Origin of the sequence: Kitasatospora sp. NPDC096077 (genome assembly GCF_040303245.1) — a bacterium.
Classification (GTDB): Bacteria; Actinomycetota; Actinomycetes; order Streptomycetales; family Streptomycetaceae; genus Kitasatospora.
On sequence record NZ_JBEOSV010000098.1, the window covers coordinates 1 to 22,231 of the forward strand.

Genomic DNA, 22,231 nt, shown 5'->3' on the forward strand with positions numbered 1-22,231 from the left:
CCCTTCGGCGGCGCCGGCGGGCGGCCAGCGCGGCGGCGCCGCCGAGGCCGAGGGCGACCGCCACGGTGATCGCCAGCGGCAGCACCGAGCCGGAGTCGTGCGGGGCGTCCGCGGTGGGGGCGGCGTCGACCACGGTGGTGGTCGGGCTCGCCGAGGTCGCGGTGGCCGACGGGGTGTCGGTCGGCGTGGGCGGGTCCGTCGGGGTGGGTGTCCCCTCGGGGGTGGCGGCCGGGGTCGTCGGCTGGTCGGAGGCGGGCGCGTCCGTCGGCGGCTGGGTGCCGTCGGCCGGGGCCGCCGGCGTGCCGCCCGGGGCGGGTGCCCGGCCGGGGGCGGGCTGACGGGCACCACCACCGCTGCCGGGCTGCGGGGCGGAGCCGTTGCCCCGGCCGCTGCCCGCGCCTCCCGAACCGGACGCGGACCCGGAACCACCGGTGGTCGAACCGCCGGAGCCGGACCCGGAGCCACCGGCCGTACCGCCGCCCGAACCCGAGCTCCCGCCACTGCCGTTGGAGCCGTTGCCCGAGCCGCCGCCGGAACCGGAGCCGCCGGTGGTCGAACCGCCGGGCGCGGTGTTGTGGGCCCGCAGGGAGTCCACCGGGATGGTCGGCCGACCGATGGTCAGGTCGTCGTTGGTCGCGCCGAAGATCCACAGGTCGACGCTGCCCGGCTTGGGGTGGTAGCTCATCGCACCGAGCTGGCTGTAGCTCCAGTCGGTGTCCCCCGGGTCGGCGTGCCAGTACGACCAGTAGGCGCTGGCCGGCGGGGTGAGGACGCACTTCTCCTGGTCGGCGGTCGGGTACTGCTTGCCGCCCAGGTACCCGCTGAAGCCGATCCGGCAGATGAACGCCGGACCGTCGTGGCCGGTGCCGGTGGTGTGCCAGCCGCCCTGGTTGAGCAGCTCGTAGCCGGTGGTCGGCGTGGTGCCGCAGGAGCGCAGCACCGGACCGCCCCACTTGCTGAAGTCGATCGCCAGGATCACGCCGGAGGTGGTCGTGCACTGGTCCAGCGGCAGCGGTGCGGCGGCGGCCGGGGTGGCCGTGCCGAGCAGCGCGGTGCCGATCAGCGAGAGCGCGCCGAGCACGGCCGCCAGGCCCTGTCGGCGGCTCATCGGTGCCGTCCCTGGCCGAGGCGGGTGCGGGAGACGGCGACGGCGGTGCCGCCGGCCAGCAGCAGGGCCAGCGCGAGCAGCGCCGGGAGGGCGGCGTCGCTGCCGGTGTGGGCCAGGCCGGAGCCGTTCGGGGCGGCAGCGTCGGCCACCACCGGCCGGACCTCGCCGCCCGGTGCCCCGCCGTCACCGGCACCCGCCGGGGGCACGTCGGTCACGCCGGGCGCGGAGGCCCCGGACGTCCCGGTCGGCGCCGGGGTGCCGGTCGAGGTCGCGCCCGAGGTCGGAGACCCGGTGGACGTCGGAGACCCGGTGGAGGTCGGGGAGGCGGTGGAGGTCGGGGAGGCGGTGGACGTCGGAGACCCGGTGGAGGTCGGGGAGGCGGTCGCGGACGGCGACCCGGTCGGCTGCGGCGTCCCCGCCGCCACCGGCCGCTTGAGGGTCCCGAAGGACGTGCCGACCGTCCCGCCCAGCACCTGGGTCGAGGCCCGGACGTCCGAGCCGCGCTGCCCGGCCGCCGCGACGTTGAAGCCGCCGTCCGGGTTCTGCTGCCCGGCCAGGAAGTCCCGGGCCCGCGAGATCGCCGGACCGTACTGCCCGGCCCGCAGCGAGAACGCCTGGACGGCCAGGGCGGTCGAGTTTGTGGAGTCGCCGGAGGCGCCCGGGAAGCCTCCGTCGGCGAGCTGCTTGCCCGCGATCCACCCGACCGCGCGGTCCACGGCCTGCTTGGCGGCCGGGTCGTCGGGGAGCAGGTCGAGGGCCATCGCGGCCATCGCGGTGCTGTCCACGTCGGAGTCGCCCTTGGCCGGGATCAGGCTCGGCCAGGAGCCGTCGGCGTGCTGGAGGCCGGTCAGGTAGCGCACCGGCTCGGTGGCGTGGGCGCCGTCCCCGGCCCGGAGCTGGGCGATGATGCCGAGCGACTGGGAGAACACCGAGGTCGCATAGCGGTAGTTGCCCTGGGCCGCGCAGGCGGTGTCGGGGGCCTGGCTGGGCGCGGTGCAGATGATGGCGGCGAGCGCGGCGATCAGGTCCTGGCCGCCGAAGGCACGCGGGTCGCGACCGACCACCTCGGCGAGCAGCGCCGTCTTGCCGATCGAGCCGCCGCCGGCGAACTCGGTGCCGACGTTCGTCCAGTCGTCCACCGTCCGGCCGTTGCCGTCCTTGCCGTGCTGGTCGAGGAAGTCGGCGATCCGGCCCAGTGCCTTGTCGTCGCTGCCGGTGGCGGCGAGGGCGAAGGCACCGTCGATGGTCAGCCCGAAGTCGGCGAAGCCCGGGAAGCCCTCGTAGTACTGGCCGCCGATCAGCCGGGTCGGGTCCGTGAGGTAGGCCGAGCCCTTGGCCAGGTCGGGCTTCCGGTGCAGGTCGTGGTCGAGCGCGGCGAGGTCGGTGCCGGCCAGGGCGAGCACCGCCTGTCCGGTGGCGGTGGGGTCCGCGTCGGTGGCGGCCGGGTCGGTGGTGAAGCCGCCGGAGGGCAGCTGCCGGGCGGCGATCCAGCCGGTGGCGGCCGCGTCGGCGTCGGTGCGGCCGGCCGCCTTCAGGGCCTGGGCGGCCAGCGCCGTGGTGTAGGTGTCGCTCGCGCCGGCCCAGGAGTACGGCCAGAGGCCGCCGTCGGGCTTCTGCTGGGCGGCGGTCCAGGCGTCGGCGCGCTTGACGGTGTCGGGCGCGGTGCCGGCCCGGCGCAGGGTGAGCGCGGTCAGCGCGGTGGTGCCCGGGTCGCCGTCGCAGTGGTCGCCGGGGGCGATCATCACGGAGGAGACGCCGCCGTCGGCGCACTGGGCGGAGGTGAGCCGGGCGACGGCGGTCGGCGGCAGGGCGGTGCCGGAGCGGGCGAGGGCCAGCAGGGCGAGGGCCTGGTTGACCGGGTAGGTGACGCCCTCGAAGTCCCCGGCGGCGGTGCAGGCGCCGAGCTTGCCCTGGGCGGTGCAGACGTGGTCGGTGAGCGCGGCGATCAGGTCGTGTCCGCCGAAGGCGCGCGGGTCCCCGCCGGTGATCTCGGCGAGCAGCGCCAGCTGGGCGACGGCCCGGGGGACGGGGGCCGCCTTGGGGCCGCCCGGGAAGGCGTACTGGTCGGTGTGGGCGGCCAGGTAGGCGACGATCTTGCGCAGGGTGTCGTCCTGCCCGCCGGCCGCGGCCAGCGTGAAGGCGGTGTCCGTGGTGGCGTCGTAGTCCACCGCCTTCGCCGAGGGGTCGTACACGTGGTCGCCGTCGGTCAGCCGGGCGACCAGCCAGCGGGCCGCGGCGGGCAGGTCGGCCTTGGGGGGCTTCGGCGTACCGGTCGCGGTCGGCGTGGGGGTGGGCGTGGGGGTCGGCGTGGGCGTGGACGACCCGCCCTTGGCCCGGACCGAGTCCGGGGTGAAGGTCGGGGAGCCGGTGGTGCCGCCGACGTCCGTCCCGCCGTACACCCAGGCCTCGACCTCGCCGGGCGCGGGCTTCTGCGACATCGCGCCGAGCGTGGCGTACGACCAGTGGTCCTGGCCGACCGGGGCGATCCAGTACGACCAGTACCCGGTCGCCTGCGGGGTGTTGACGCAGGACTCCTTGTCCGGCGTGGGGTACTGGGTGCCGTCGTGGAAGGCCGGGTTGCCCAGCCGGCAGACGAAGGCGGGGCCGTCGTGCGCCGTGCCGGCGGTGCTGAACCCGCCGTTGTGCAGCAGGTTCATCCCGGTGGTGGGGTGGGCGTCGCAGCCGCGGACCACGCCGCCGCCGAACGGGCCGAAGTCGACCGCGACGACGGCCCCGGAGGTCGCCGTGCACTGCTCCAGCGGGTCCGCGTGGGCGGCGGTCCCGGGCAGGGCCACCAGGGCCAGGCTGCCCGCGGTCAGCGCGAGCGCGGCGGCGGCCGCGGAGGCGGCGGTTCCTCGCCGCCACACGGTGGGACGGTGTCTGTGGACCGGCACGGAACGAACTCCCCTGTCGACTGCGGCGTCGGCGGGGACACGGGTGCGCAGCAGGGCACCCCGGGGCAGGGGTGGGCCGTACCGCGTCGCAGTCCTCGACGACGCTCGTGCGTGCTCCACGGCGCAGGCATTCCGGCTCGCCCGCCGGGACGGGTCGGCTGGACTCGTCGGTACGGGCACACGGTTGCGGGACAGCGCCGGATTCGAACCGGCTTCCCCTGACCCCCTGGAGGAAAAACGCTTCATCAGACCATGGCCGGACCAGCGAGGTCAACGATTCGTCATATCGTCTACGTCACGGCTCGTTCGAATTCGATGCGGTAAGGTCCCGGCTCGGCCGAGCGGGGGAACCCGGTGGAAATCCGGGGCTGACGCGCAACGGTGTGCGGGGCGGCACTGCCTTCCCCGCGAGCCCGGATGCCCGGCGGCCGCACTGTTCCGCGGAAGTCCGTCCACGCGATCCGGGCGTCGGCCGCCCCTCGCAGCGACGCACCGCCGTCGACGCACCGGGCACGGTCGGGGCCCTCCAACCCCCCAGGAGCCCTTCCATGACCCGCACCCTCCACCGCGGCCTCGCCACCGCCGTCGCCGCCCTGGCCGCGGCCGGCACCGCGCTCGCCACCGCCGTCCCGGCCCAGGCCACCGCGAGCCCGACCCAGATCAGCACCTCCGTCACCAACGGCGTCGCCTACCTGCGCAGCCTCCAGGGCGCGGACGGCGGCTACGCGGGCAGCGGACTGTCCAACGAGTGGGCGTTCAGCGCCCTGGCCGCGGCCGGGACCGCCGCCGCCGACGTCACCCCCGGCGGCGACGCCACCAAGAACGCCCGCCTGGTCTACCGCAACCAGCTCGCCGCCCCGACCTGGCCGAACGCCAGCCCGGTGGTCACCGACTACGAGCGCGGCATCCTCAACTCCTACGCGGCGGGCATAGACCCGGCCCGGGTCGGCCCCGGCCGCAACCTGATCGCCGACGCCGTCTCCTACTGGCAGACGTCCACGCCCGGCTACTACGGCCCCGCCGCCAACTTCAACGGCACCGTCTTCGCCCTGCTCGCCCTCGGCGGCGCCCGCACCCAGGCCGGCGCCCAGCGGGTGCCCCAGCCGCTGCTGGACGCCTCCACCGCCGTGGTGCGCGCCAACCAGCACACCGACGGCGGCTGGAACTACAGCAAGGCCGCGGGCGACCCGAACGCCCTCGGCCAGCCCAGCGACGTCGACATGACCGGCGCGTCGATGGCCTCGCTGTGCGTCGGCGGGGTGGCCAACACCGACCCGGCGGTGCTCGCCGCGAAGGGCTTCCTCAAGGCCAAGATGGCCACCTCGGGCGCGTTCAACGCGATGTACGGGGTGAACACCGACTCCAACGGCTGGGCCGTCTCCGGCCTGATCGCCTGCGGCTTCGACCCGCAGGGCACGGACTTCACCTCGCCCGCCCCGTTCAAGAAGACCCCGGTGGACTTCCTGATCTCCCAGCAGTTCAACCCCGGCGGCGGCTTCCGCTACCAGCCCACCGACACCTCGCCCAGCGCCTACGCCTCGGTCGACGGCCTGCGCGCGGTCGCGGGCGGCGGCTTCACCGCCACCCCGCCCACCCCGGTCACCGCGGGCGAGCCGCAGTTCGTGGCCACCTCCGGCTTCACCCCGGGCACCGCCGCCCGGATCGCCCTGATCGTCGACGACGGCACCGGCAACCCGCGCCCCTGCGCGGTCACCATCACCCCCACCGGCAGCACCGCGACCCTCGGCGACGTGCTCGACGCGGCCGCCACCGCGAGCCCGGCCGGCTGCGTCACGGCGGTCACCCCGGCCAGCGGCGTCGCCGGTCCGATCACCTCGCTCAACGGCGTTGCCAACAGCGGTACTTCGAGCTGGCTGCTGTCGACCGACGGCGGCGCCTCGATCACCGCCGACCGCACCGCCGTGGTCAACCTCGGCGACACCGTCTCGCTGCGCTACGGCAGCTGACGTACCCCGTGCGGACGGCGGCCCCGGGAACGTCCGGGGCCGCCGTCCGTCCGCCGTCCGTCCGTCCGTCCGCCCGCCGTCGGTCATCCGCCGTCGGGCACCCGTCAACCGGCTCAGGCCTCGGGGCCGTACGCGCCGAAGCCCCGGCAGACCAGGCCCTCGCGGAAGCTGAGCACCTCGGCGACGGCCCGGCCGCGCTCGTTGCGGTAGTTGATGACGAGGGTGTCGACCGAGACCCGGACGTCCTCGACGGTGAAGTGCAGATCGGGCAGGTGCTTCAGGCCCTTCGCCCAGTAGACCCGCAGGGCCTCCTTGCCGCGCACCTCGCCGGACGGGTCGCCGATCAGTTCGAGGATCCGGGGCGAGGCGAAGACGACGTCCTCGGTGAAGTGGGCGAGGATGCGCTCCAGGTCGTGCGCGTTCCAGGCGTCCGCCCAGTCCCGGGCGAAGCGGGTGCCGAATTCGTGGTTGAAGTTGCGGTCGAAGTCGTGGTCCATGCCCCTGGACGGTAACGACAACCGGCCCTCCCCGCCCGTGGTTCCACCATCCGGTCAGCCCGCCCGGTCGAGCAGCGGCACCCGCACCTGGTTGAAGCCGTAGTAGAGGGCGAGCAGCCCGTGCACGGCCAGGGCCGCCGGGGCGGACAGGAAGGCCAGGGCGACGGTCAGCGGGTAGACCACCAGGCCCAGTTCGAACCGCCAGCGGGCGGCCCGGGCGGCCGGCACGTCCACCCGCGCGTCGAAGCAGTGGCCGGTGCGGGTCGCGTAGTTCCAGAAGAGGCTGAACAGCACCGCCTGGCCGACCATCACCGCGCCGTACACGGCCGCGGCCACGTTCGCCGCCGAGCCGTTCCGCAGGTTCTGCGCGACCAGGGCGGTCGGGAAGGGCAGCACCGAGACCAGCATCAGCAGCAGCAGGTTGAGGAACATCAGGGTGCGGTCGACCCGGGCCAGGTGCCGGAACAGGGTGTGGTGGTTCACCCACTCCACACCGATCACCAGGAAGCTCACCACGAACGCGAAGTAGGACGGCCACTGGGCGCCGAGTGCCCGCCACAGCTCCGCCGCCCCGTGCGCCTGCGGGATCCTGATCTCCAGCACCAGCAGGGTGATCGCGATCGCGAAGACCCCGTCGCTGAACGCCTCGATCCGGCCGGTGTCCGTCGTCTCCACCGGCAGAGCATCTCAGCCGGGCTGCGGCACCCGTCCGCGCAACGCCGGGGCCGGCGGAGCGGCATCGGGCCCGGCCAGCAGGTCCGGCACCCGGCAGGGCGGGACGGAGGCCGGGTGCGGCACGGGCGCCCCGAGCGCGCGGCGGGCCCGGTCCCGTTCGGCGCCGGCCAGCACCGCCCGGTGGACCGCCCGGGCCAGCCGGGCGCCCCAGACCGACCGCGGCCCGCCGAAGGGGTCGGCCGCGCCGCCGCCGGTCCGGACGGCCACGCAGACCGCGTCCGAGGGGGTGCCGGAGCAGTCGTACCCGGCGTCCAGCAGCGCCTGCACCTTGGCCTCGGTCGCGGTGGCCAGCAGGTTCACCACCCCGGCGTCGGCGACCGGGGCCGGCACCACGGCCAGGATGTTGATCGTGCCGGGCCGGTGGGCGGCCGGCCGGGCGGCGGGGTCGGCCGCCCAGACCGGGACACCGATCCCGGCCGTGACCACGGCGGTGACGCCCTCGTCCTCGGCCCAGGTGCAGTCGTCCACCTCGGCCGCCGTCATCAGCCCGACGCCGGGGCCGGTCAGGCCCTCGGCGGCGGCCAGCTCGGCCAGGTGTTCGGCCGGGTCCATCCGCGCGTAGCCGGGCCGGACCTGGGCGTTCAGCACCCAGGACCGTTCGCCCAGCCCGCCGCCGAGCACCGCGCTGCTGACCATCCGCCAGCCCGGCCCGGCCCGCCACACCAGCAGGTGGCGGCAGGCGCCGTCCTCGACCCGCGCGGACCGGCCCACCCGGACCGGTCCGTCCCGCCGTCCGTCCTGCCATCCGTCCACGACCGACCTCCCTCGACCGGGCACGCTACCGCGCCCCCGGCCCGGGCCGACCGGCGGGCACCCGCCTCCGGCCGGGTGGGCCGACCGCTAGCGCGGGAGGCGCGGGCGGGTGCCGGGCTCCTGGACGGGGAACGGCTGTCCCCCGCCCGGGAAGGTGGGCGCCGGGTAGTTGGCCACCTCGTACTCGGCCAGGTCGAGCTGCTCGGCGGTCGGCGGCAGCGGCGGGGCCTCGCGCCTGCCGGCGTCGAACTGGAACGCCGAGGTCAGGTCGCCGAAGGTGCGGCGGCGCCAGTCGGTGAGGGTGGCCGAGCGGACTCCGGTGAACCGTTCCAGGAAGCGCAGCACCGAGGTGTGGTCGAAGGCCTCCCCGGCGACCCAACCGCCCACCGTCCAGGGCGAGATGATGAGGCACGGCACCCGGAAGCCGCCGCCGATCGGCAGCCCGTCGACGAACTCGCCCGGCGTCCCGGCCGGGGGCACCGGCGGCGGCACGTGGTCGAACAGGCCGTCGTTCTCGTCGTAGTTGAGGATGAACACCGTCTTGGCCCACACCGCGGGGTTCGACGCGACCGCCTCGATCTTGGCGGCGACGTAGTCGGCGCCGGCGGCGGGCAGGTAGTCCGGGTGCTCGGACTGGTAACTGGTCGGCAGGATCCAGGAGACGGCGGGCAGCCGGTCGTTGCGCGCGTCCTCCTCGAAGGTGCCGGCCGGGCGGGTCGTCATGCCCCGGCGGTGCAGCGCGCTGCCGGGCTTGGCCTGCTGGAAGCTCTTGAAGAGCGAGAGCATGTTGGTGCCGTAGTTGTCGGCCTCCTGGTACACCTGCCAGCTGACGCCGGCGGTTTCCAGCTGTTCGGCGTAGGTCTTCCAGGTCAGCGGCTCGGGCGCGGAGTTCTGGATGATCGGGCCGCCCTGGCCGCCGTCGGCGCCGATCGAACCCGTCATCCAGTACAGCCGGTTGGGCCAGGTCGGCCCCTGGACCGAGCAGAAGTAGTTGTCGCAGACGGTGAACGCGTCGGCGAGGGCGTACTGGAAGGGGATGTCCTCCCGGGTGTAGTACCCCATCACATACGGGCCGTTGACGCCGTCGGCGGCCCGGTGCGCGGGCAGCCACTGGTCCATCCTCCCGCCGTTCCACGCCTGGTGCTGGACCGCCCAGGCGTGGCTGGTGGACGGGATCGCCTGGGCGCTCGTGGTGCCGGTGTCCAGGCGGAACGGCAGCAGGTAGCCGTCCGGGTTCTCGCCGTCGGGCTGGTAGAACACGGAGCGCCCGTTCTCCAGCCGCAGCGCGTCCGGGTCCGCGAAGCCGCGGACACCGGCCAGCGTGCCGAAGTAGTGGTCGAAGGAACGGTTCTCCTGCATCAGCAGCACCACGTGCTCGACGTCCCGCAGCGAACCGGCCTTCGGCACGCCCGCCGCCACCGCCCGCTGGACGCTCGGCGGCAGCAGGCTCATCGCCGCCGCCGATCCCAACACGCCGGCCGCCGATCCGAGCAGCCTCCGTCGGGTCATTCCGGACATCAGCTTCACCCTCTCCGTCGTGCCGGTGCGGGTGCCGGATGCCACCGCACCGGTTCACCGACGGTCTTCCCGCCGGAATCTCCGGACAGGGGAGGTGAGGGATGAACAGTCAAGGAATGTCAGGTACCCGCCAGCACCCCTGGCCACCCCGCGGCGGCCAGGAGCGGCGGGCCTCAGCGGTGCTCGAACTTCGGCGGGCGCTTCTCGGCGAAGGCCGCCATCCCCTCCTTCTGGTCCGCCGTGGCGAACACCGAGTGGAACAGCCGGCGTTCGAAGCGCACGCCCTCGGCGAGCGTGGTCTCGAAGGCCCGGTTCACGCTCTCCTTGAGCATCACCGCCGCCGGGGCGGACATCGCCGCGACGGTCTCGGCGGTGGCCAGCGCCTCGGTGAGCAGCTGGTCGGCCGGGACGATCCGGGCGACCAGCCCGGCCCGCTCGGCCTCCTCGGCGCCCATCATCCGGCCGGTCAGGCACAGGTCCATCGCCTTGGCCTTGCCGATCGCCCGGGTCAGCCGCTGCGAGCCGCCGATGCCCGGGATCACCCCGAGCTTGATCTCCGGCTGCCCGAACTTCGCGGTGTCCGCGGCCAGCAGGACGTCGCACATCATCGCCAACTCGCAGCCGCCGCCCAGCGCGTAGCCCGCGACCGCGGCGACCACCGGCTTGCGCAGCGCGGCGAAGCGGTCCCAGGCGGCGAACCAGTCGCCCAGGTAGGCGTCGACGAACTCCAGCGACTGCATCTCCTTGATGTCGGCGCCGGCCGCGAAGGCCTTCTCCGAGCCGGTGACCAGCAGACAGCCGATCTCCCGGTCCCGGTCGAACGCGGCCGCCGCCTCGACGACCTCGGTCATCAGCCGGGTGTTCAGGGCGTTCAGCGCCTTGGGCCGGTCGAGGGTGATCACCCCGACCCGGCCCTTGCGCTCGACCCGGATCGTCTCGTACGCCGTCTCGCCAGCGGTCATGCGCGGTTCTCCTTGAGGGTGGTGATGATCGCCGAGAAGTCCAGGCCGGCGCCGTCCGCCGCCGCGAAGTCCGCGTACAACTCGGCTGCCCTGCGGCCGAGTTCGGTGGGCAGTCCGGCCGCCTCGGCGGCCCCGGCGGCCAGGCCGAGGTCCTTGGCCATCAGGGCGGCGGCGAACCCGGCCGCGTAGTCCCGGTTGGCCGGGCTGGCCGGCACCGGGCCGGGGACCGGACAGTTGCTGGTGAGCGCCCAGCACTGGCCGGAGGCGGTCGAGGCGACGTCGAACAGCGCCTGGTGGCTGAGGCCGAGGCTCTCGCCGAGGACGAAGGCCTCGCTGACGGCGATCATCGAGATGCCGAGGATCATGTTGTTGCAGATCTTCGCGGCCTGCCCGGCACCGGCCGCACCGCAGTGCACCACCTTGCGGCCCATCGCCTCCAGGACCGGCCGCACGCCCGCGAAGTCCGGCTCGGTCGCCCCGACCATGAAGGTGAGGGTCCCGGCGGTGGCGCCGACCACCCCGCCGGAGACCGGCGCGTCCACGGCGCGGTGCCCGGCCCGCACGGCCAGCTCGTGCGCCGTCCGGGCGTCCGCGACGTCGATGGTGGAGCAGTCGACGAAGAGGGTGTCCGGGCGGGCGGCGGGCAGCAGCTCGGCGTAGGCGGCGAGCACGTGCCGACCGGCCGGGAGCATGGTGATCACCACCTGCGCGTCCCGCACCGCCTCGGCCGCGGAGGCCGCCGCGCGGACGCCGGCCCCCTCCGCCTGCCGCAGCGCCTCCGGCACCAGGTCGTAGCCGGTCACCCGGTGTCCGGCCTTGACCAGGTTGGCGGCCATCGGGCCGCCCATGTTGCCGAGTCCGACGAATCCGATGTCGAGGGATCCGATGTCGAGGGTCACCAGCGCTCCAGGGGTGTGGTGGCGGCGAGGCCGAGTTCGCGCTCGCCGAGCGGGGCGAAGTAGCGGGCCACGGTGGCGGCTTCGACCTCGCCCAGGGTGGCCGGGCGCCACTTCGGCGCCCGGTCCTTGTCGATCACCTGGGCGCGGATGCCCTCCGCGAGGTCCGGGGTGGCCAGGGCCGCGCAGGAGATCCGGTACTCCTGGTCGAGCACCGCCTCCAGCGGGCCGAGCGCCCGGGCCCGGCGCAGCGCGGCCAGGGTGGCCTTGACCGCGCTCGGGGAGTTGACGGCGATCCGGTCGGCGGCCTGCTTGGCCTCCGGCTCGCCGCTGTCCCGCAGCCGGTCGAGGATCTCCTCGACGGTGCCGGCCGCGTAGCAGGCGTCGATCCACGGGCGCTGGGCCTCCAGGTGGCCGGGCGGCGCGGGTGCGACGTGGCGTTCCAGGGCGTCGTGCACGGGCAGATCGGCCAGGTCGTCGAGCAGCGCCGGGAGGTGCTCGGCGGGGACGAAGTGGTCGGCGAGCCCGCAGAGCAGGGCGTCCGCGGCGCCGACCGAGCCCGCGGTGAGGGCCAGGTGGGTGCCCAGCTCGCCGGGCGCGAGGGCGAGCAGATAGGTGCCGCCGACGTCCGGGACGAAGCCGATGCCCGCCTCCGGCATGGCGATCCGGGTGGTCCCGGTGACGATCCGGACGCTGCCGTGGGCCGAGACACCGACCCCGCCGCCCATCACGATGCCGCTCATCACGGCGACGTAGGGCTTGGGGTAGCGGGCGATCCGGGCGTTGAGCCGGTACTCGTCGCGCCAGAACTCCTCGACGGCGCCCGGGTCGCCGCCGGTGGCGGCGCGGTGGATGGCCACGATGTCGCCGCCGGCGCAGAAGGCGCGCTCGCCGGCCCCGGTGACGACGACGGTGTCGACCTTCCCGTCGTCCTCCCAGGCGTCCAGGGCGTCCGAGATCCGCCGCACCATGCCGTGGGTGAGGGCGTTGAGGGCGCCCGGGCGGTTGAGGACGATCAGACCGGCCCGCCCCTCCCGGTGGACCAGGACCTCGTCGATGTCGTTCCCGGTCATCACGCGGCCCCGATCAGGCCGCGGGCCACGATGACGCGCATGATCTCGTTGGTCCCTTCCAGGATCTGGTGCACCCGCAGGTCGCGGACGATCTTCTCGATGCCGTACTCGGCCAGGTAGCCGTAGCCGCCGTGGAGTTGCAGCGCCTCGTTGGCCACCTCGAAGCCGGTGTCGGTGGCGTACCGCTTGGCCATCGCGCACAGCTGCGGGGCCCGCCGGTCGCCCCGGTCCAGGGCCGCGGCGGCCCGCCAGACCAGCGCCCGGGCGGCCTCCAACTCGGTGGCCATGTCGGCGAGTCGGAACTGCAGCGCCTGGGCGTGCAGCAGTCGGGCACCGAAGGCCTCGCGCTCGGCGAGGTAGGCGGTGGTCCGGTCCAGGGCGTTCTGGGCGCCGCCGAGCGAGCAGGCGGCGATGCCGAGCCGGCCGCCGTTGAGGCCGGCCATGGCGATCCGGAAGCCCTCGCCCTCGCCGCCGAGCAGCCGGTCGGCGGGCAGCCGGACGCCGTCCAGCAGCACCTGGCGGGTGGGCTGGGCGTTCCAGCCCATCTTCTTCTCGTTCGGGCCGAAGGACAGCCCCGGGTCGTCCCGCTCCACCACGAAGGCGGAGACCCCGCCGGGGCCCGGGCCGCCGGTGCGCGCCATCACGATGTACAGCTGCGCGGCGCCCGCGCCCGAGATGAACTGCTTGACGCCGTCCAGCACCCAGTGGTCGCCGTCCCGGACGGCCCGGGTGGCGAGCGCGGCGGCGTCGGAGCCGGCGCCGGGCTCGGTCAGGCAGTAGCTGCCCAGGTGTTCGGCCGTGCAGAGTGCGGGCAGCCAGCGGTGGCGCTGGGCCTCGCTGCCGTAGCGGTCGACCATCCAGCCGACCATGTTGTGGATGGACAGGTAGGCGGCGATGGACGGGCAGCCGGTGGCCAGCGCCTCGAAGGCCACCACGCCGTCCAGCCGGGAGAGTTCGGAGCCGCCGGCGTCCTCGCGGACGTACACCCCGGCGAGACCGAGGTCGGCGGCCTTGCGCAGCACGTCCACCGGGAAGTGCTTGGCCTGGTCCCACTCCACCGCGTGCGGGGCCAGGTGTTCGGCGGCGAAGGCCTGCACGGCCTCCGCGATCGCCACCTGATCCTCCGTCAAATCGCTTGCGTGCACGGTGTTCACCCCATCGTCGGCATGGTGAAGCTCGCCCCCTCCTTGACCCCGGAGGGCCAGCGGGAGGTGACGGTGCGGGTACGGGTGTAGAAGCGGATCGAGTCCGGTCCGTGCTGGTTGAGGTCGCCGAAGGCGGAGCGCTTCCAGCCGCCGAAGGTGTGGTAGGCGATCGGCACCGGAATCGGCACGTTGACGCCGACCATGCCGGTGTTCACCCGGCGGGCGAAGTCCCGGGCGGTGTCGCCGTCCCGGGTGTAGATGGCCACGCCGTTGCCGAACTCGTGCTCGCTGGGCAGCCGCAGCGCCTCCTCGTAGTCGGCGGCACGGACCACGGTGAGCACCGGGCCGAAGATCTCCTCGCGGTGGATCCGCATGTCGGGCGTCACCCGGTCGAACAGCGAGGCGCCCAGGAAGTAGCCGTCCTCGTGCCCTTCGAGCCGGAAGTCCCGCCCGTCCACGACCAGTTCGGCGCCCTCCTGGACACCGATCTCCAGGTAGCCGCGGACCCGCTCGACCGCGTCCGCGCCGACCAGCGGGCCGAAGTCGGCCGCCGGGTCGTCCGAGCGGCCCACCTTGAGCGCACCGATCCGCTCGACCAGCTTGGCCACCAGGGCGTCCGCGGTCTCCTCCCCCACCGGGACGGCCACCGAGATCGCCATGCAGCGCTCGCCCGCGGAGCCGTACCCGGCGCCGATCAGCGCGTCGGCGGCCTGGTCGAGGTCGGCGTCCGGCATCACGATCATGTGGTTCTTGGCACCGCCGAAGCACTGCGCCCGCTTGCCGTGCGCGGCCGCGGTGGCGTACACGTACTGGGCGATCGGGGTGGAGCCGACGAAGCCGACCGCCTGCACCCGCGGGTCCTCCAGCAGGGTGTCCACGGCCTCCTTGCCGCCGTTGACCACGTTGAGCACGCCCGGCGGCAGCCCGGCCTCCAGGAACAGTTCGGCGAGGCGCAGCGGCACCGAGGGGTCCCGCTCGGAGGGCTTGAGCACGAAGGCGTTGCCGCAGGCCAGCGCGGGCGCGGCCTTCCAGAGCGGGATCATCGCCGGGAAGTTGAACGGCGTGATGCCGGCGACCACGCCCAGCGGCTGGCGCATCGAGTAGACGTCGATGCCGGTGCCGGCGTTGTCGGAGAACTCGCCCTTCAGCAGGTGCGGGATCCCGGCGGCGAACTCCACGACCTCCAGGCCGCGCTGGATGTCCCCGTGGGCGTCGGCGACGGTCTTGCCGTGCTCGGCGGAGAGCAGCCGGGCCAGTTCCTCCTTCTCCCGGTCGACCAGCTGCAGGAAACGCAGCAGCACCCGGGCCCGCTTCTGCGGGTTCCAGGCCGCCCACTCGGGCTGCGCCTGGGCGGCGTCGGCGATCACCGCCTCGACCTCGGCGCGGTCGGCCAGCGGCACCCGGGCCTGCACCCGGCCGGTGTTGGGGTCGAAGACGTCGCCGAAGCGGCCGGACGTGCCGGCGACGCGCTTGCCGCCGATGAAGTGGGTCAGTTCTCGGACCATCGGTTCCTTCTCTCATCACGGGTGGGGAGAGGAGGAATGGAGCACCCACCGCCGTCGCCGCGGGGCCGGGCGTACGGTCGTACGCCGGTGCGGCGGGCGGTGGTTGACGGACCGTCAGGGGCGATGGGCCCCGGCGGTCGGAAGCACGGCAGCGGAGCGGAAACAGCGGCCCGGAGTCATGCGTGTCGTCTCCATCCTCGTGGAAAACACGGAACACCCGCGGCCGGTATCCTGACTCCCGGATCCACGCCCGCCCCCAGGCCTTCCCGGCTGGCTGCCAGTGGCCGTCGTTGTGAGGACGAACTCCCCGGTCACAGTGGCGGGACCGTGCCGGATTCACACCGACTTCCCTGACACCGCGGACCTGTCTCCGAGAATATAGTTGGACGTCCTAGTAAGTCCAGGGTCCCCGCCGACCCGGTGGTGGCGACAGGGGCCGCGGCAGCGGAAAGGCCGGTGCGGGAGGACCTGCCTCCCGCACCGGCCTTCGACAGGCCCTTAGGCCGAGGTACCCGCGTCACCGCCGCGGCCGCGGCGGCCGAGCAGCAGACCCGCCGCAGTGCCGAGCACGCCGACCACGATGCCCGCGATGCCCAGGCCCCGGGCGGTCGAGTCACTGCTGCTCGCCGCGGCGGCCGCCGTGGTGGTGGTGCCGCCGGTAGCTGCCGGGGCCGGCTTGGCGCCCGCGGCGGCACTGGGTGCCGCGCTCGGGGAGTCCCCGTCGTCGGCGGTCGCCGCCGTCAGGGTGAGCACCGGGGCCGGGTTCTTCGGCTCCGGCTGGCCGGCCTGGGGCTCCTCGATCCAGCGCACCACATTGCCGTCGCTGTACGTCTGGAGGGCCTTGAAGACCACCTTGTCGGTGCCCTCGGGCAGGGCGCCGAACTCGACGGTGAAGTCCTGGTAGTGCCCGGGGGCGATCTGGCCGCCGGTCCAGACGATCTGCGAGACCACGTCCGTGACGTCACCGTCGTCGGTGTGGATCGGGGTGGCCAGCTTGGTCGTGGTGATCTTGTCGGTCCAGCCCGGCACCGGCGCGACCAGGGCGGACGGGACCGGGTGGTCGGTCGGGAAGTCGATCTCCACCTTGACCGTGCTGTTGTTGTCGTCCTCGTTCGGCACCCGGAACGCGAAGGTCTGGTCGGTGGTGTTCTTCGGGACGCTGGACGGGTCCACGATGACGTGCGCGGAGGCGGTGGTGGCGGCGGCCACTACGGTCGCGGCCGCCACGGCGGAGGCGGCGGCGAGGCGGAGCACGGCGGAAGTCCTCATGGGTCGGGTGTTCTCCAGGGGAGGGCACGCGCGCGGCGTGCGGCGGTCGGTCAGGGGTCGGGGCGGGCGGCCGTGGCCCCGGGGAACCCGGTCAGCCGGCCGCACACCACGGCGGACCGCGCCTGACCACCACGTGCCGGAGCACCCCCGACCGGGCCCGGCCCGAGCGGTCCGGACCGGTGGCCCGGCAGAGCGCACCCGCCCCGGAGCGGCCGTCCAGCCCGTCCCGCAGCGCCGCGAACAGGCCCGGCACACCGAGGAACCGGGCCGCCCGGGCCCGCCCGGCCGCGGCGGCGGTCCGGGCCGTGTGCCGGACCAGCGCCCACACCGCCGCCTCGCCCCGGCGCAGCCACCAGCCGGCGGCGACCGTCGCGACGGCGTGCGCCAGCAGCATCGGCGCGCTCAGCCCGGCCGACGCCAGGTGGCACCAGAGACCGAGGTGGGCCGACGCGACCGCGGCGTGCGACACCGCGGCACCGGAATGGCCGGCATGGGACACCGCGGCACCGGAATGGCCGGCCATCCCCGGCATGCCGACCATGTCGGCCGTGCCGCCCCGCGCGGGGGCCCGGCGCGGGGCCTCGGCCAGGTGGAACAGCACGTGCAGGCCCGCCTGGCCGCCGGCCAGCCCGCCGGTGATCGCCCGGGCCGACCGCTCCCGGCGCGCACCGGACACCGCGACCGCCCCGACCAGCGCCCAGCCGAGCAGCAGGGCCCCCGGCGGAACCGGGTCCCCGGAGGCGAGCACGTGCCCGGCGGCGGCCAGCACGACGCAGACCGTCGCGAAGGGCAGCGCCCGCAGCACGCGAAGGTCCAGGGCGGCGGCGCGCACCGGCGGCGCGGACTCGGGATCCGGATCGGTCATGGCGGCGCCATCATGACACCCCCGTCTTACGGCCCTCCCGGGCTCCCCGGTTTCTTGGCCATTCCGACACCTGGCACTCAGGGAGGACTCAGAATCCCCGGCGCTCCCGGTCGCCCCGCACCGAGTACGGGATGAACGTGCTGGTGTGCTCGTCCACCGCCAGCGGCCGGCCGATGGCCGGGGCCGAGCGCTGGGCGCAGGCGGGGCGTTCGCAGACCTTGCAGCCCAGGCCGATCGGGGTGGCCGCGGCCTCGTCGCCGAGGTCCAGGCCGGTGGAGTAGACCAGCCGATTCGCGTGCCGGAGCTCGCAGCCCAGGCCGATGGCGAAGGTCTTGCCGGGCCGACCCCAGCCGCCGGGTGCGCGGGTGACAGCGCGGGCCGTCCAGAGGTAGCGGCGGCCGTCCGGCATGGCGGCGACCTGGACGTGCACCCGGCCCGGGGCGGCGAAGGCGTCGTAGACGTTCCACAGCGGGCAGGTGCCGCCGGTGCGGGAGAAGTGGAAGGGCGTGGCGGACTGCCGCTTGGAGACGTTCCCGGCCCGGTCGACCCGGACGAAGGAGAACGGCACCCCGCGCAGTCCGGCGCGCTGCAGGGTGCTGAGCCGGTGGCAGACCGTCTCGTAGCCGACGCCGAAGTGGTCGGCGAGGTGCTCGATGTCGTAGCGGGCGGACTCGGCCTCGGCGTGGAAGGCGGCGTACGGCAGCACCAGGGCGGCGGCGAAGTAGTTGGCCAGCCCGATCCGGGTCAGCGAGTGCGCCGCGGAACCCTCCGGGCTGTCCTGGGCGGCGAGTTCGGAGAGCAGGGCGTCGTGCTCCAGGTAGCCGAGCTGGGTGGCCAGCCGGAAGGCCTGCTGGCCCGGGCGCAGCCGGTCGGACAGCCGCAGGATCCGCGCCCGCGGGTCGTACTGGTGCAGCTGCTCCCCGCCGGAGGCGAGTTGGACGCCGTGCACCGAGGCCAGCCGGTCGGCCAGCACGGCCCGGACCTCACCCCGCCGGAGCCCGATCTCGCCGGCCAACTCCTCGGCGGCGGTGTCGAGTTCGTGGACGTAGTTCTGGCGGCGGTAGAAGAACTCGCGGACCTCCTCGTGCGGTGTCCGCGCATCGGCGGCGGGCCCCCGGTCCCCCGCGAGGACGGCGAGCTGCTCGGCCTGGGCCCGGCGCCCGCGGCCCAGGTCGGTCAACAGCCGGGCCACGGCGGGCAGTCGGGCGGCGACCTCGTCGAGGTCGCCGGGGGTGATCCGGCCGGCCGCGAGCTCCTCGCCGAGGGCGTCGCGCAGTTCGGCGGTGAGCCGGGCGCTGTCCGGCGGGGCGAAGTAGCCGGCCTCGACGCCGAACGCCTCGGTCAGCCGCAGCAGCACGGCGACGGTCAACGGCCGGGCGTCGTGCTCCAGTTGGTTGAGGTAGCTGGGCGAGAGGTCGACCAGCCGGGCCATCGCGGCCTGGCTCAGTCCCCGTTCCTGCCGGAGCCGCCGGAGCCTGGCGCCCGCGAAGGCCTTTCCCATCGTCCCGTCCCTCCCCGCGCCGACCTGCTGGGACGCAGTGTAGCCAGGGCGGCCCCGGGCGAGCCTTCGCAACCTTCGCCGATTCGCCGGGTCGGCTTCGCAGAAATTGGCACCGCTCCATCGATGACGGCGGGTGGCACTCAGTGCCAGAGTCATCACTGCGGCCGGGAGGCGCACAGCACAGCACCGAAAGCGCAGGTCAACGCCTCGGACTGCTGTCCGGGCGACCACGTCCCGCGGTGCCTCACCGCTGCCCGGTTCCACCCGGCCGCCCTCTCACCACCCCGGTGAGAGGTGCCTCACATCCTTCGCACAGCATCCCCGGGAGTTGGATCACCATGACCCAGTCCGTTCGGCAGCAGCAGGAGCAGCAGGCGGCGGCACTGGCCGCCCGGTGGGCGTCCGACCCCCGCTGGGCCGGCATCGAGCGCACCTACACCGCGGCCGACGTCGTCCGCCTGTCCGGCACGGTCCGCGAGGAGCACACCCTGGCCCGGCGCGGTGCCGAGCGGCTGTGGCGCCAGCTGCACGAGCAGGACTACATCCACGCCCTCGGCGCGCTCACCGGCGGCCAGGCCGTCCAGATGGTCAAGGCCGGGCTGCAGGCGATCTACCTGTCCGGCTGGCAGGTCGCCGCCGACGCCAACCAGGCCGGCCAGACCTACCCCGACCAGAGCCTCTACCCCGCCAACTCGGTCCCCCAGGTGGTGCGTCGGATCAACAACGCACTGCTGCGCGCCGACGAGATCGACGCCGCCGAGGGCAACGACGGCCCGGACTGGCTGGTGCCGATCGTCGCCGACGCCGAGGCCGGCTTCGGCGGCCCGCTGAACGCCTTCGAGCTGACGAAGGGCATGATCGCGGCCGGCGCCGCGGGCATCCACTACGAGGACCAGCTCGCCTCCGAGAAGAAGTGCGGCCACCTCGGCGGCAAGGTGCTGGTGCCCACCGCCCAGCACATCCGCACCCTCAACGCGGCCCGCCTGGCGGCCGACATCGCCGACGTGCCGACCCTGATCGTCGCCCGCACCGACGCGCTCGCCGCCAACCTGCTGACCACCGACGTGGACGAGCGCGACGCCCGGTTCTGCACCGGCGAGCGCACCGCCGAGGGCTTCTACCGGGTCGAGCCCGGCATGGCGCCGGTGATCTCCCGCGGCCTCGCCTTCGCCCCGTACTCCGACCTGATCTGGGTGGAGACCGGCACCCCGGACCTGGCGCAGGCCCGCGAGTTCGCCGAGGCGATCAAGGCCGAGCACCCGGACAAGATGCTCGCCTACAACTGCTCGCCGTCCTTCAACTGGAAGGCCGCGCTGGACGACGACCAGATCGCCAAGTTCCAGCGCGAGCTGGGCGCGATGGGCTACCGCTTCCAGTTCATCACGCTGGCCGGCTTCCACGCGCTGAACCACTCGATGTTCCAGCTCGCCCGCGGCTACGCCGAGCACGGCATGACCGCCTACGTCGACCTCCAGGAGGCCGAGTTCGCGGCCGCGCCGGACGGCTACACCGCCGTCAAGCACCAGCGCGAGGTCGGCACCGGCTACTTCGACCAGGTCTCCACCGCACTCAACCCGAACGCCGAGACCCTCGCCCTGACCGGCTCCACCGAGGCCGAGCAGTTCCACTGAGCCAGGCCGTCCGGCGGGTCGAGCGGGCCCGCCGGAACGCGCCACCCCGGGCGGGCCGACACCCACGGAGCAGCTGACTCCGGCTCCGGCCCGCCCACCCGCCCGGCGGCCTCGTTGAGGGACGCGGCCGCCGGGCCCTTCACCAACCCCCCATGCTTCCCGCCTGCTTCCCGCCTGCTTCCTGGAGAACCGGATGAGCCAGCCCCATCGCGTCGAGGTCCTCGGAGAACACGAGGACCGCTTCGAGGAGATCCTGACCCCCGAGGCCCTCGCCTTCCTCGCCCGGCTGCACGACGGGTTCGCCGCCCGGCGCAGCGAGCTGCTCGCCGAACGGGACCGCCGCCGCGCCGAGTTGGCGGCCGGTGGCACCCTGGACTTCCGCGCCGACACCCGTGCAGTCCGGGAGGACGCCGGCTGGCGGGTGGCCGGCGCCGGACCGGGCCTGCACGACCGCCGGGTGGAGATCACCGGCCCGCCCGAGCGCCGGATGGCCGTCAACGCGCTCAACTCCGGGGCCAAGGTGTGGCTCGCCGACTTCGAGGACGCCACCTCCCCCACCTGGCACAACCTGATCGGCGGCCAGCTCAACCTGGTCGACGCGATCGAGCGCCGGATCGACGACACCACCCCCGAGGGCAAGCGCTACCGGGTCGGCGACACCCCCGCCACCATCGTGGTCCGTCCTCGCGGCTGGCACCTGGACGAGGCCCACCTGCTGGTCGACGGCCGTCCCGCGGTCGGCGCACTGGTCGACTTCGGCCTCTACCTCTTCCACTGCGGCCGCCGCCAGATCGAGCTCGGCAGTGGCCCGTACTTCTACCTGCCCAAGCTGGAGAACCACCTCGAAGCCCGGCTGTGGAACGAGGTGTTCACCTTCGCCCAGGCCGAGTTGGGCATCCCGTACGGCACGATCCGGGCGACCGTCCTGATCGAGACCATCACCGCGGCCTTCGAGATGGACGAGATCCTCTACGAACTCCGCGACCACGCGGCCGGGTTGAACGCGGGCCGGTGGGACTACCTGTTCAGCCTGATCAAGAACTTCGCCCAGCACGGCCCGCGCTACGTGCTGCCGGACCGCGCCACCCTCACCATGACCCAGCCCTTCATGCGCGCCTACACCGAGCTGCTGGTGCGCACCTGCCACCGGCGCGGCGCCCACGCCATCGGCGGGATGGCCGCGGCCATCCCGCAGCGCGACGCCGAGGCCAACGCGGTCGCCCTGACCAAGGTCCGGGCCGACAAGGAGCGCGAGGCCGGGGACGGCTTCGACGGCTCCTGGGTCGCCCACCCCGGCCTGGTGGAGACCTGCCGCACCGCCTTCGACGCGGTCCTCGGCGACCGCCCGAACCAGCTCGACCGCACCCGCGAGGACGTCGAGGTCACCGCCGACGACCTGCTGGGCGTGCACCGGCTGTCCGTCGGCCTGCCCACCGACCAGGGGCTGCGCGCCAACGTCGCCGTCGCCCTGCGCTACCTCACCGCCTGGCTCGGCGGCTCCGGCGCCGTCGCCGTGTTCGGCCTGATGGAGGACGTCGCCACCGCCGAGATCGCCCGCTGCCAGATCTGGCAGTGGCAGCACCACTGCACCCGGCTGACCGGCGGCTCGCTCGCCACCGCCGACCTGGTGCGCCGGCTGATCGACCGGGAGCGGGCCGCCCTGCTCGCCGAGGGCGTCGAGCCCGACCTGCTCGACAACGCCGTACGGATCCTCCAGGAGACCGCGCTCGGCGAGGAGCTGCCCGCCTTCCTCACCACCGAGGCGTACGCCCGCCACCTGGTCCGCATCCGCACCGCGGCCTGACCGCCCCTGCGGCGACCGCGACCCGAACCGCCCGCGCGGTGACCGACCGCGCCGCAACCGACCACCCCGGCGGGTGGCCGCCCGCACAGCGACCACCCGCCCAGTACG

General features: G+C 74.4%; 17 protein-coding genes and 3 riboswitches. Of the genes, 3 read left to right on the plus strand and 14 right to left on the minus strand.

Translation table 11 applies throughout. The features are described from left to right. Positions 1-1,108, minus strand: a 1,108-nt coding sequence (locus ABTZ03_RS41260) for a hypothetical protein (protein ID WP_350518389.1), incomplete at its 3' end; no start/stop codon positions are given. Next, entirely contained in the window at positions 1,105-3,975 is a 2,871-nt protein-coding gene (locus ABTZ03_RS41265; RefSeq protein ID WP_350518390.1) for a prenyltransferase/squalene oxidase repeat-containing protein, read from the minus strand. The genes ABTZ03_RS41260 and ABTZ03_RS41265, both read right to left, overlap by 4 nt. 132 nt (positions 3,976-4,107) lie before the next feature. Beyond that, a riboswitch (cobalamin riboswitch) is annotated at positions 4,108-4,260 on the minus strand. Between the two features lie 47 nt (positions 4,261-4,307). After that, positions 4,308-4,445: riboswitch (cobalamin riboswitch) on the plus strand. A gap of 105 nt (positions 4,446-4,550) precedes the next feature. Between ABTZ03_RS41265 and ABTZ03_RS41270 the strand changes: the two genes are divergently transcribed. After that, positions 4,551-5,969: a prenyltransferase/squalene oxidase repeat-containing protein gene (locus tag ABTZ03_RS41270; RefSeq protein ID WP_350518391.1), complete on the plus strand. Its 1,419-nt coding sequence runs from the start codon at positions 4,551-4,553 to the stop codon at positions 5,967-5,969. 113 nt (positions 5,970-6,082) lie between these two features. Here the strand turns inward: ABTZ03_RS41270 and ABTZ03_RS41275 are convergent, their stop codons facing one another. From ABTZ03_RS41275 to ABTZ03_RS41330, 12 genes are all read right to left on the minus strand, one after another. Continuing rightward, positions 6,083-6,466: a YybH family protein gene (locus ABTZ03_RS41275; protein ID WP_350518392.1), complete on the minus strand. Its 384-nt coding sequence runs from the start codon at positions 6,464-6,466 to the stop codon at positions 6,083-6,085. A 54-nt stretch (positions 6,467-6,520) separates the two neighbouring features. Continuing rightward, positions 6,521-7,141 carry a TMEM175 family protein gene (locus ABTZ03_RS41280; RefSeq protein WP_350518393.1) on the minus strand — a complete coding sequence of 207 codons (621 nt, stop codon included), beginning with the start codon at positions 7,139-7,141 and terminating at the stop codon, positions 6,521-6,523. A 12-nt stretch (positions 7,142-7,153) separates the two neighbouring features. Further along, a complete protein-coding gene (locus ABTZ03_RS41285) occupies positions 7,154-7,954 on the minus strand; it encodes an adenosylcobinamide amidohydrolase (protein WP_502894760.1) in 801 nt (266 codons plus the stop codon). An 87-nt stretch (positions 7,955-8,041) separates the two neighbouring features. Then, positions 8,042-9,472: an alkaline phosphatase family protein gene (locus ABTZ03_RS41290; RefSeq protein ID WP_350518394.1), complete on the minus strand. Its 1,431-nt coding sequence runs from the start codon at positions 9,470-9,472 to the stop codon at positions 8,042-8,044. Between the two features lie 173 nt (positions 9,473-9,645). After that, positions 9,646-10,434, minus strand: a complete 789-nt coding sequence (locus ABTZ03_RS41295; protein WP_350518395.1) for an enoyl-CoA hydratase — start codon at positions 10,432-10,434, stop codon at positions 9,646-9,648. Continuing rightward, positions 10,431-11,333: a 3-hydroxyisobutyrate dehydrogenase gene (gene mmsB, locus ABTZ03_RS41300; protein ID WP_350518396.1), complete on the minus strand. Its 903-nt coding sequence runs from the start codon at positions 11,331-11,333 to the stop codon at positions 10,431-10,433. Before mmsB ends, ABTZ03_RS41295 begins: the two co-directional genes overlap by 4 nt. Beyond that, positions 11,330-12,403, minus strand: coding sequence for an enoyl-CoA hydratase/isomerase family protein (locus ABTZ03_RS41305; RefSeq protein ID WP_350518397.1), 1,074 nt, complete (start codon positions 12,401-12,403; stop codon positions 11,330-11,332). The genes mmsB and ABTZ03_RS41305 overlap by 4 nt, the downstream gene beginning before the upstream one ends. After that, entirely contained in the window at positions 12,403-13,548 is a 1,146-nt protein-coding gene (locus ABTZ03_RS41310) for an acyl-CoA dehydrogenase family protein (protein ID WP_502894761.1), read from the minus strand. Before ABTZ03_RS41310 ends, ABTZ03_RS41305 begins: the two co-directional genes overlap by 1 nt. A 5-nt stretch (positions 13,549-13,553) precedes the next feature. Beyond that, positions 13,554-15,053 (minus strand): CoA-acylating methylmalonate-semialdehyde dehydrogenase, encoded by a 1,500-nt coding sequence (locus ABTZ03_RS41315; RefSeq protein WP_350518399.1) that lies wholly within the window; start codon positions 15,051-15,053, stop codon positions 13,554-13,556. A gap of 204 nt (positions 15,054-15,257) precedes the next feature. Then, positions 15,258-15,429, minus strand: a riboswitch (cobalamin riboswitch). 122 nt (positions 15,430-15,551) lie between these two features. Continuing rightward, complete coding sequence (locus tag ABTZ03_RS41320) at positions 15,552-16,322, minus strand: YcnI family copper-binding membrane protein (RefSeq protein WP_350518400.1); 771 nt, start codon at positions 16,320-16,322, stop codon at positions 15,552-15,554. A 91-nt stretch (positions 16,323-16,413) separates the two neighbouring features. After that, a complete protein-coding gene (locus ABTZ03_RS41325; protein ID WP_350518401.1) occupies positions 16,414-17,187 on the minus strand; it encodes a hypothetical protein in 774 nt (257 codons plus the stop codon). A gap of 88 nt (positions 17,188-17,275) precedes the next feature. Further along, positions 17,276-18,688: a short-chain fatty acyl-CoA regulator family protein gene (locus tag ABTZ03_RS41330; RefSeq protein ID WP_350518402.1), complete on the minus strand. Its 1,413-nt coding sequence runs from the start codon at positions 18,686-18,688 to the stop codon at positions 17,276-17,278. A gap of 338 nt (positions 18,689-19,026) precedes the next feature. Here ABTZ03_RS41330 and aceA point away from each other — a divergent pair, with 338 nt between their 5' ends. Together aceA and aceB are read left to right on the plus strand one after the other, a co-directional pair. After that, the gene (aceA, locus tag ABTZ03_RS41335; protein WP_350518403.1) at positions 19,027-20,319 is read left to right on the plus strand and encodes an isocitrate lyase; all 1,293 of its coding nucleotides are present in this window, start codon (positions 19,027-19,029) and stop codon (positions 20,317-20,319) included. A gap of 193 nt (positions 20,320-20,512) precedes the next feature. Continuing rightward, positions 20,513-22,123: a malate synthase A gene (gene aceB / locus ABTZ03_RS41340; protein WP_350518404.1), complete on the plus strand. Its 1,611-nt coding sequence runs from the start codon at positions 20,513-20,515 to the stop codon at positions 22,121-22,123. Positions 22,124-22,231 lie beyond the last annotated feature (108 nt).

Excerpts from the sequence above, each read along its gene's own strand:
- ABTZ03_RS41275 (WP_350518392.1), bottom strand. The coding sequence starts at position 6,466 with ATGGACCACGACTTCGACCGCAACTTCAACCACGAATTCGGCACCCGC.
- ABTZ03_RS41315 (WP_350518399.1), bottom strand. The coding sequence starts at position 15,053 with ATGGTCCGAGAACTGACCCACTTCATCGGCGGCAAGCGCGTCGCCGGC.
- ABTZ03_RS41295 (WP_350518395.1), bottom strand. The coding sequence starts at position 10,434 with ATGACCGCTGGCGAGACGGCGTACGAGACGATCCGGGTCGAGCGCAAG.
- ABTZ03_RS41325 (WP_350518401.1), bottom strand. The coding sequence starts at position 17,187 with ATGACCGATCCGGATCCCGAGTCCGCGCCGCCGGTGCGCGCCGCCGCC.
- aceA (WP_350518403.1), top strand. The coding sequence starts at position 19,027 with ATGACCCAGTCCGTTCGGCAGCAGCAGGAGCAGCAGGCGGCGGCACTG.
- ABTZ03_RS41270 (WP_350518391.1), top strand. The coding sequence starts at position 4,551 with ATGACCCGCACCCTCCACCGCGGCCTCGCCACCGCCGTCGCCGCCCTG.
- ABTZ03_RS41290 (WP_350518394.1), bottom strand. The coding sequence starts at position 9,472 with ATGTCCGGAATGACCCGACGGAGGCTGCTCGGATCGGCGGCCGGCGTG.
- ABTZ03_RS41320 (WP_350518400.1), bottom strand. The coding sequence starts at position 16,322 with ATGAGGACTTCCGCCGTGCTCCGCCTCGCCGCCGCCTCCGCCGTGGCG.
- ABTZ03_RS41305 (WP_350518397.1), bottom strand. The coding sequence starts at position 12,403 with ATGACCGGGAACGACATCGACGAGGTCCTGGTCCACCGGGAGGGGCGG.
- ABTZ03_RS41330 (WP_350518402.1), bottom strand. The coding sequence starts at position 18,688 with ATGGGAAAGGCCTTCGCGGGCGCCAGGCTCCGGCGGCTCCGGCAGGAA.
- aceB (WP_350518404.1), top strand. The coding sequence starts at position 20,513 with ATGAGCCAGCCCCATCGCGTCGAGGTCCTCGGAGAACACGAGGACCGC.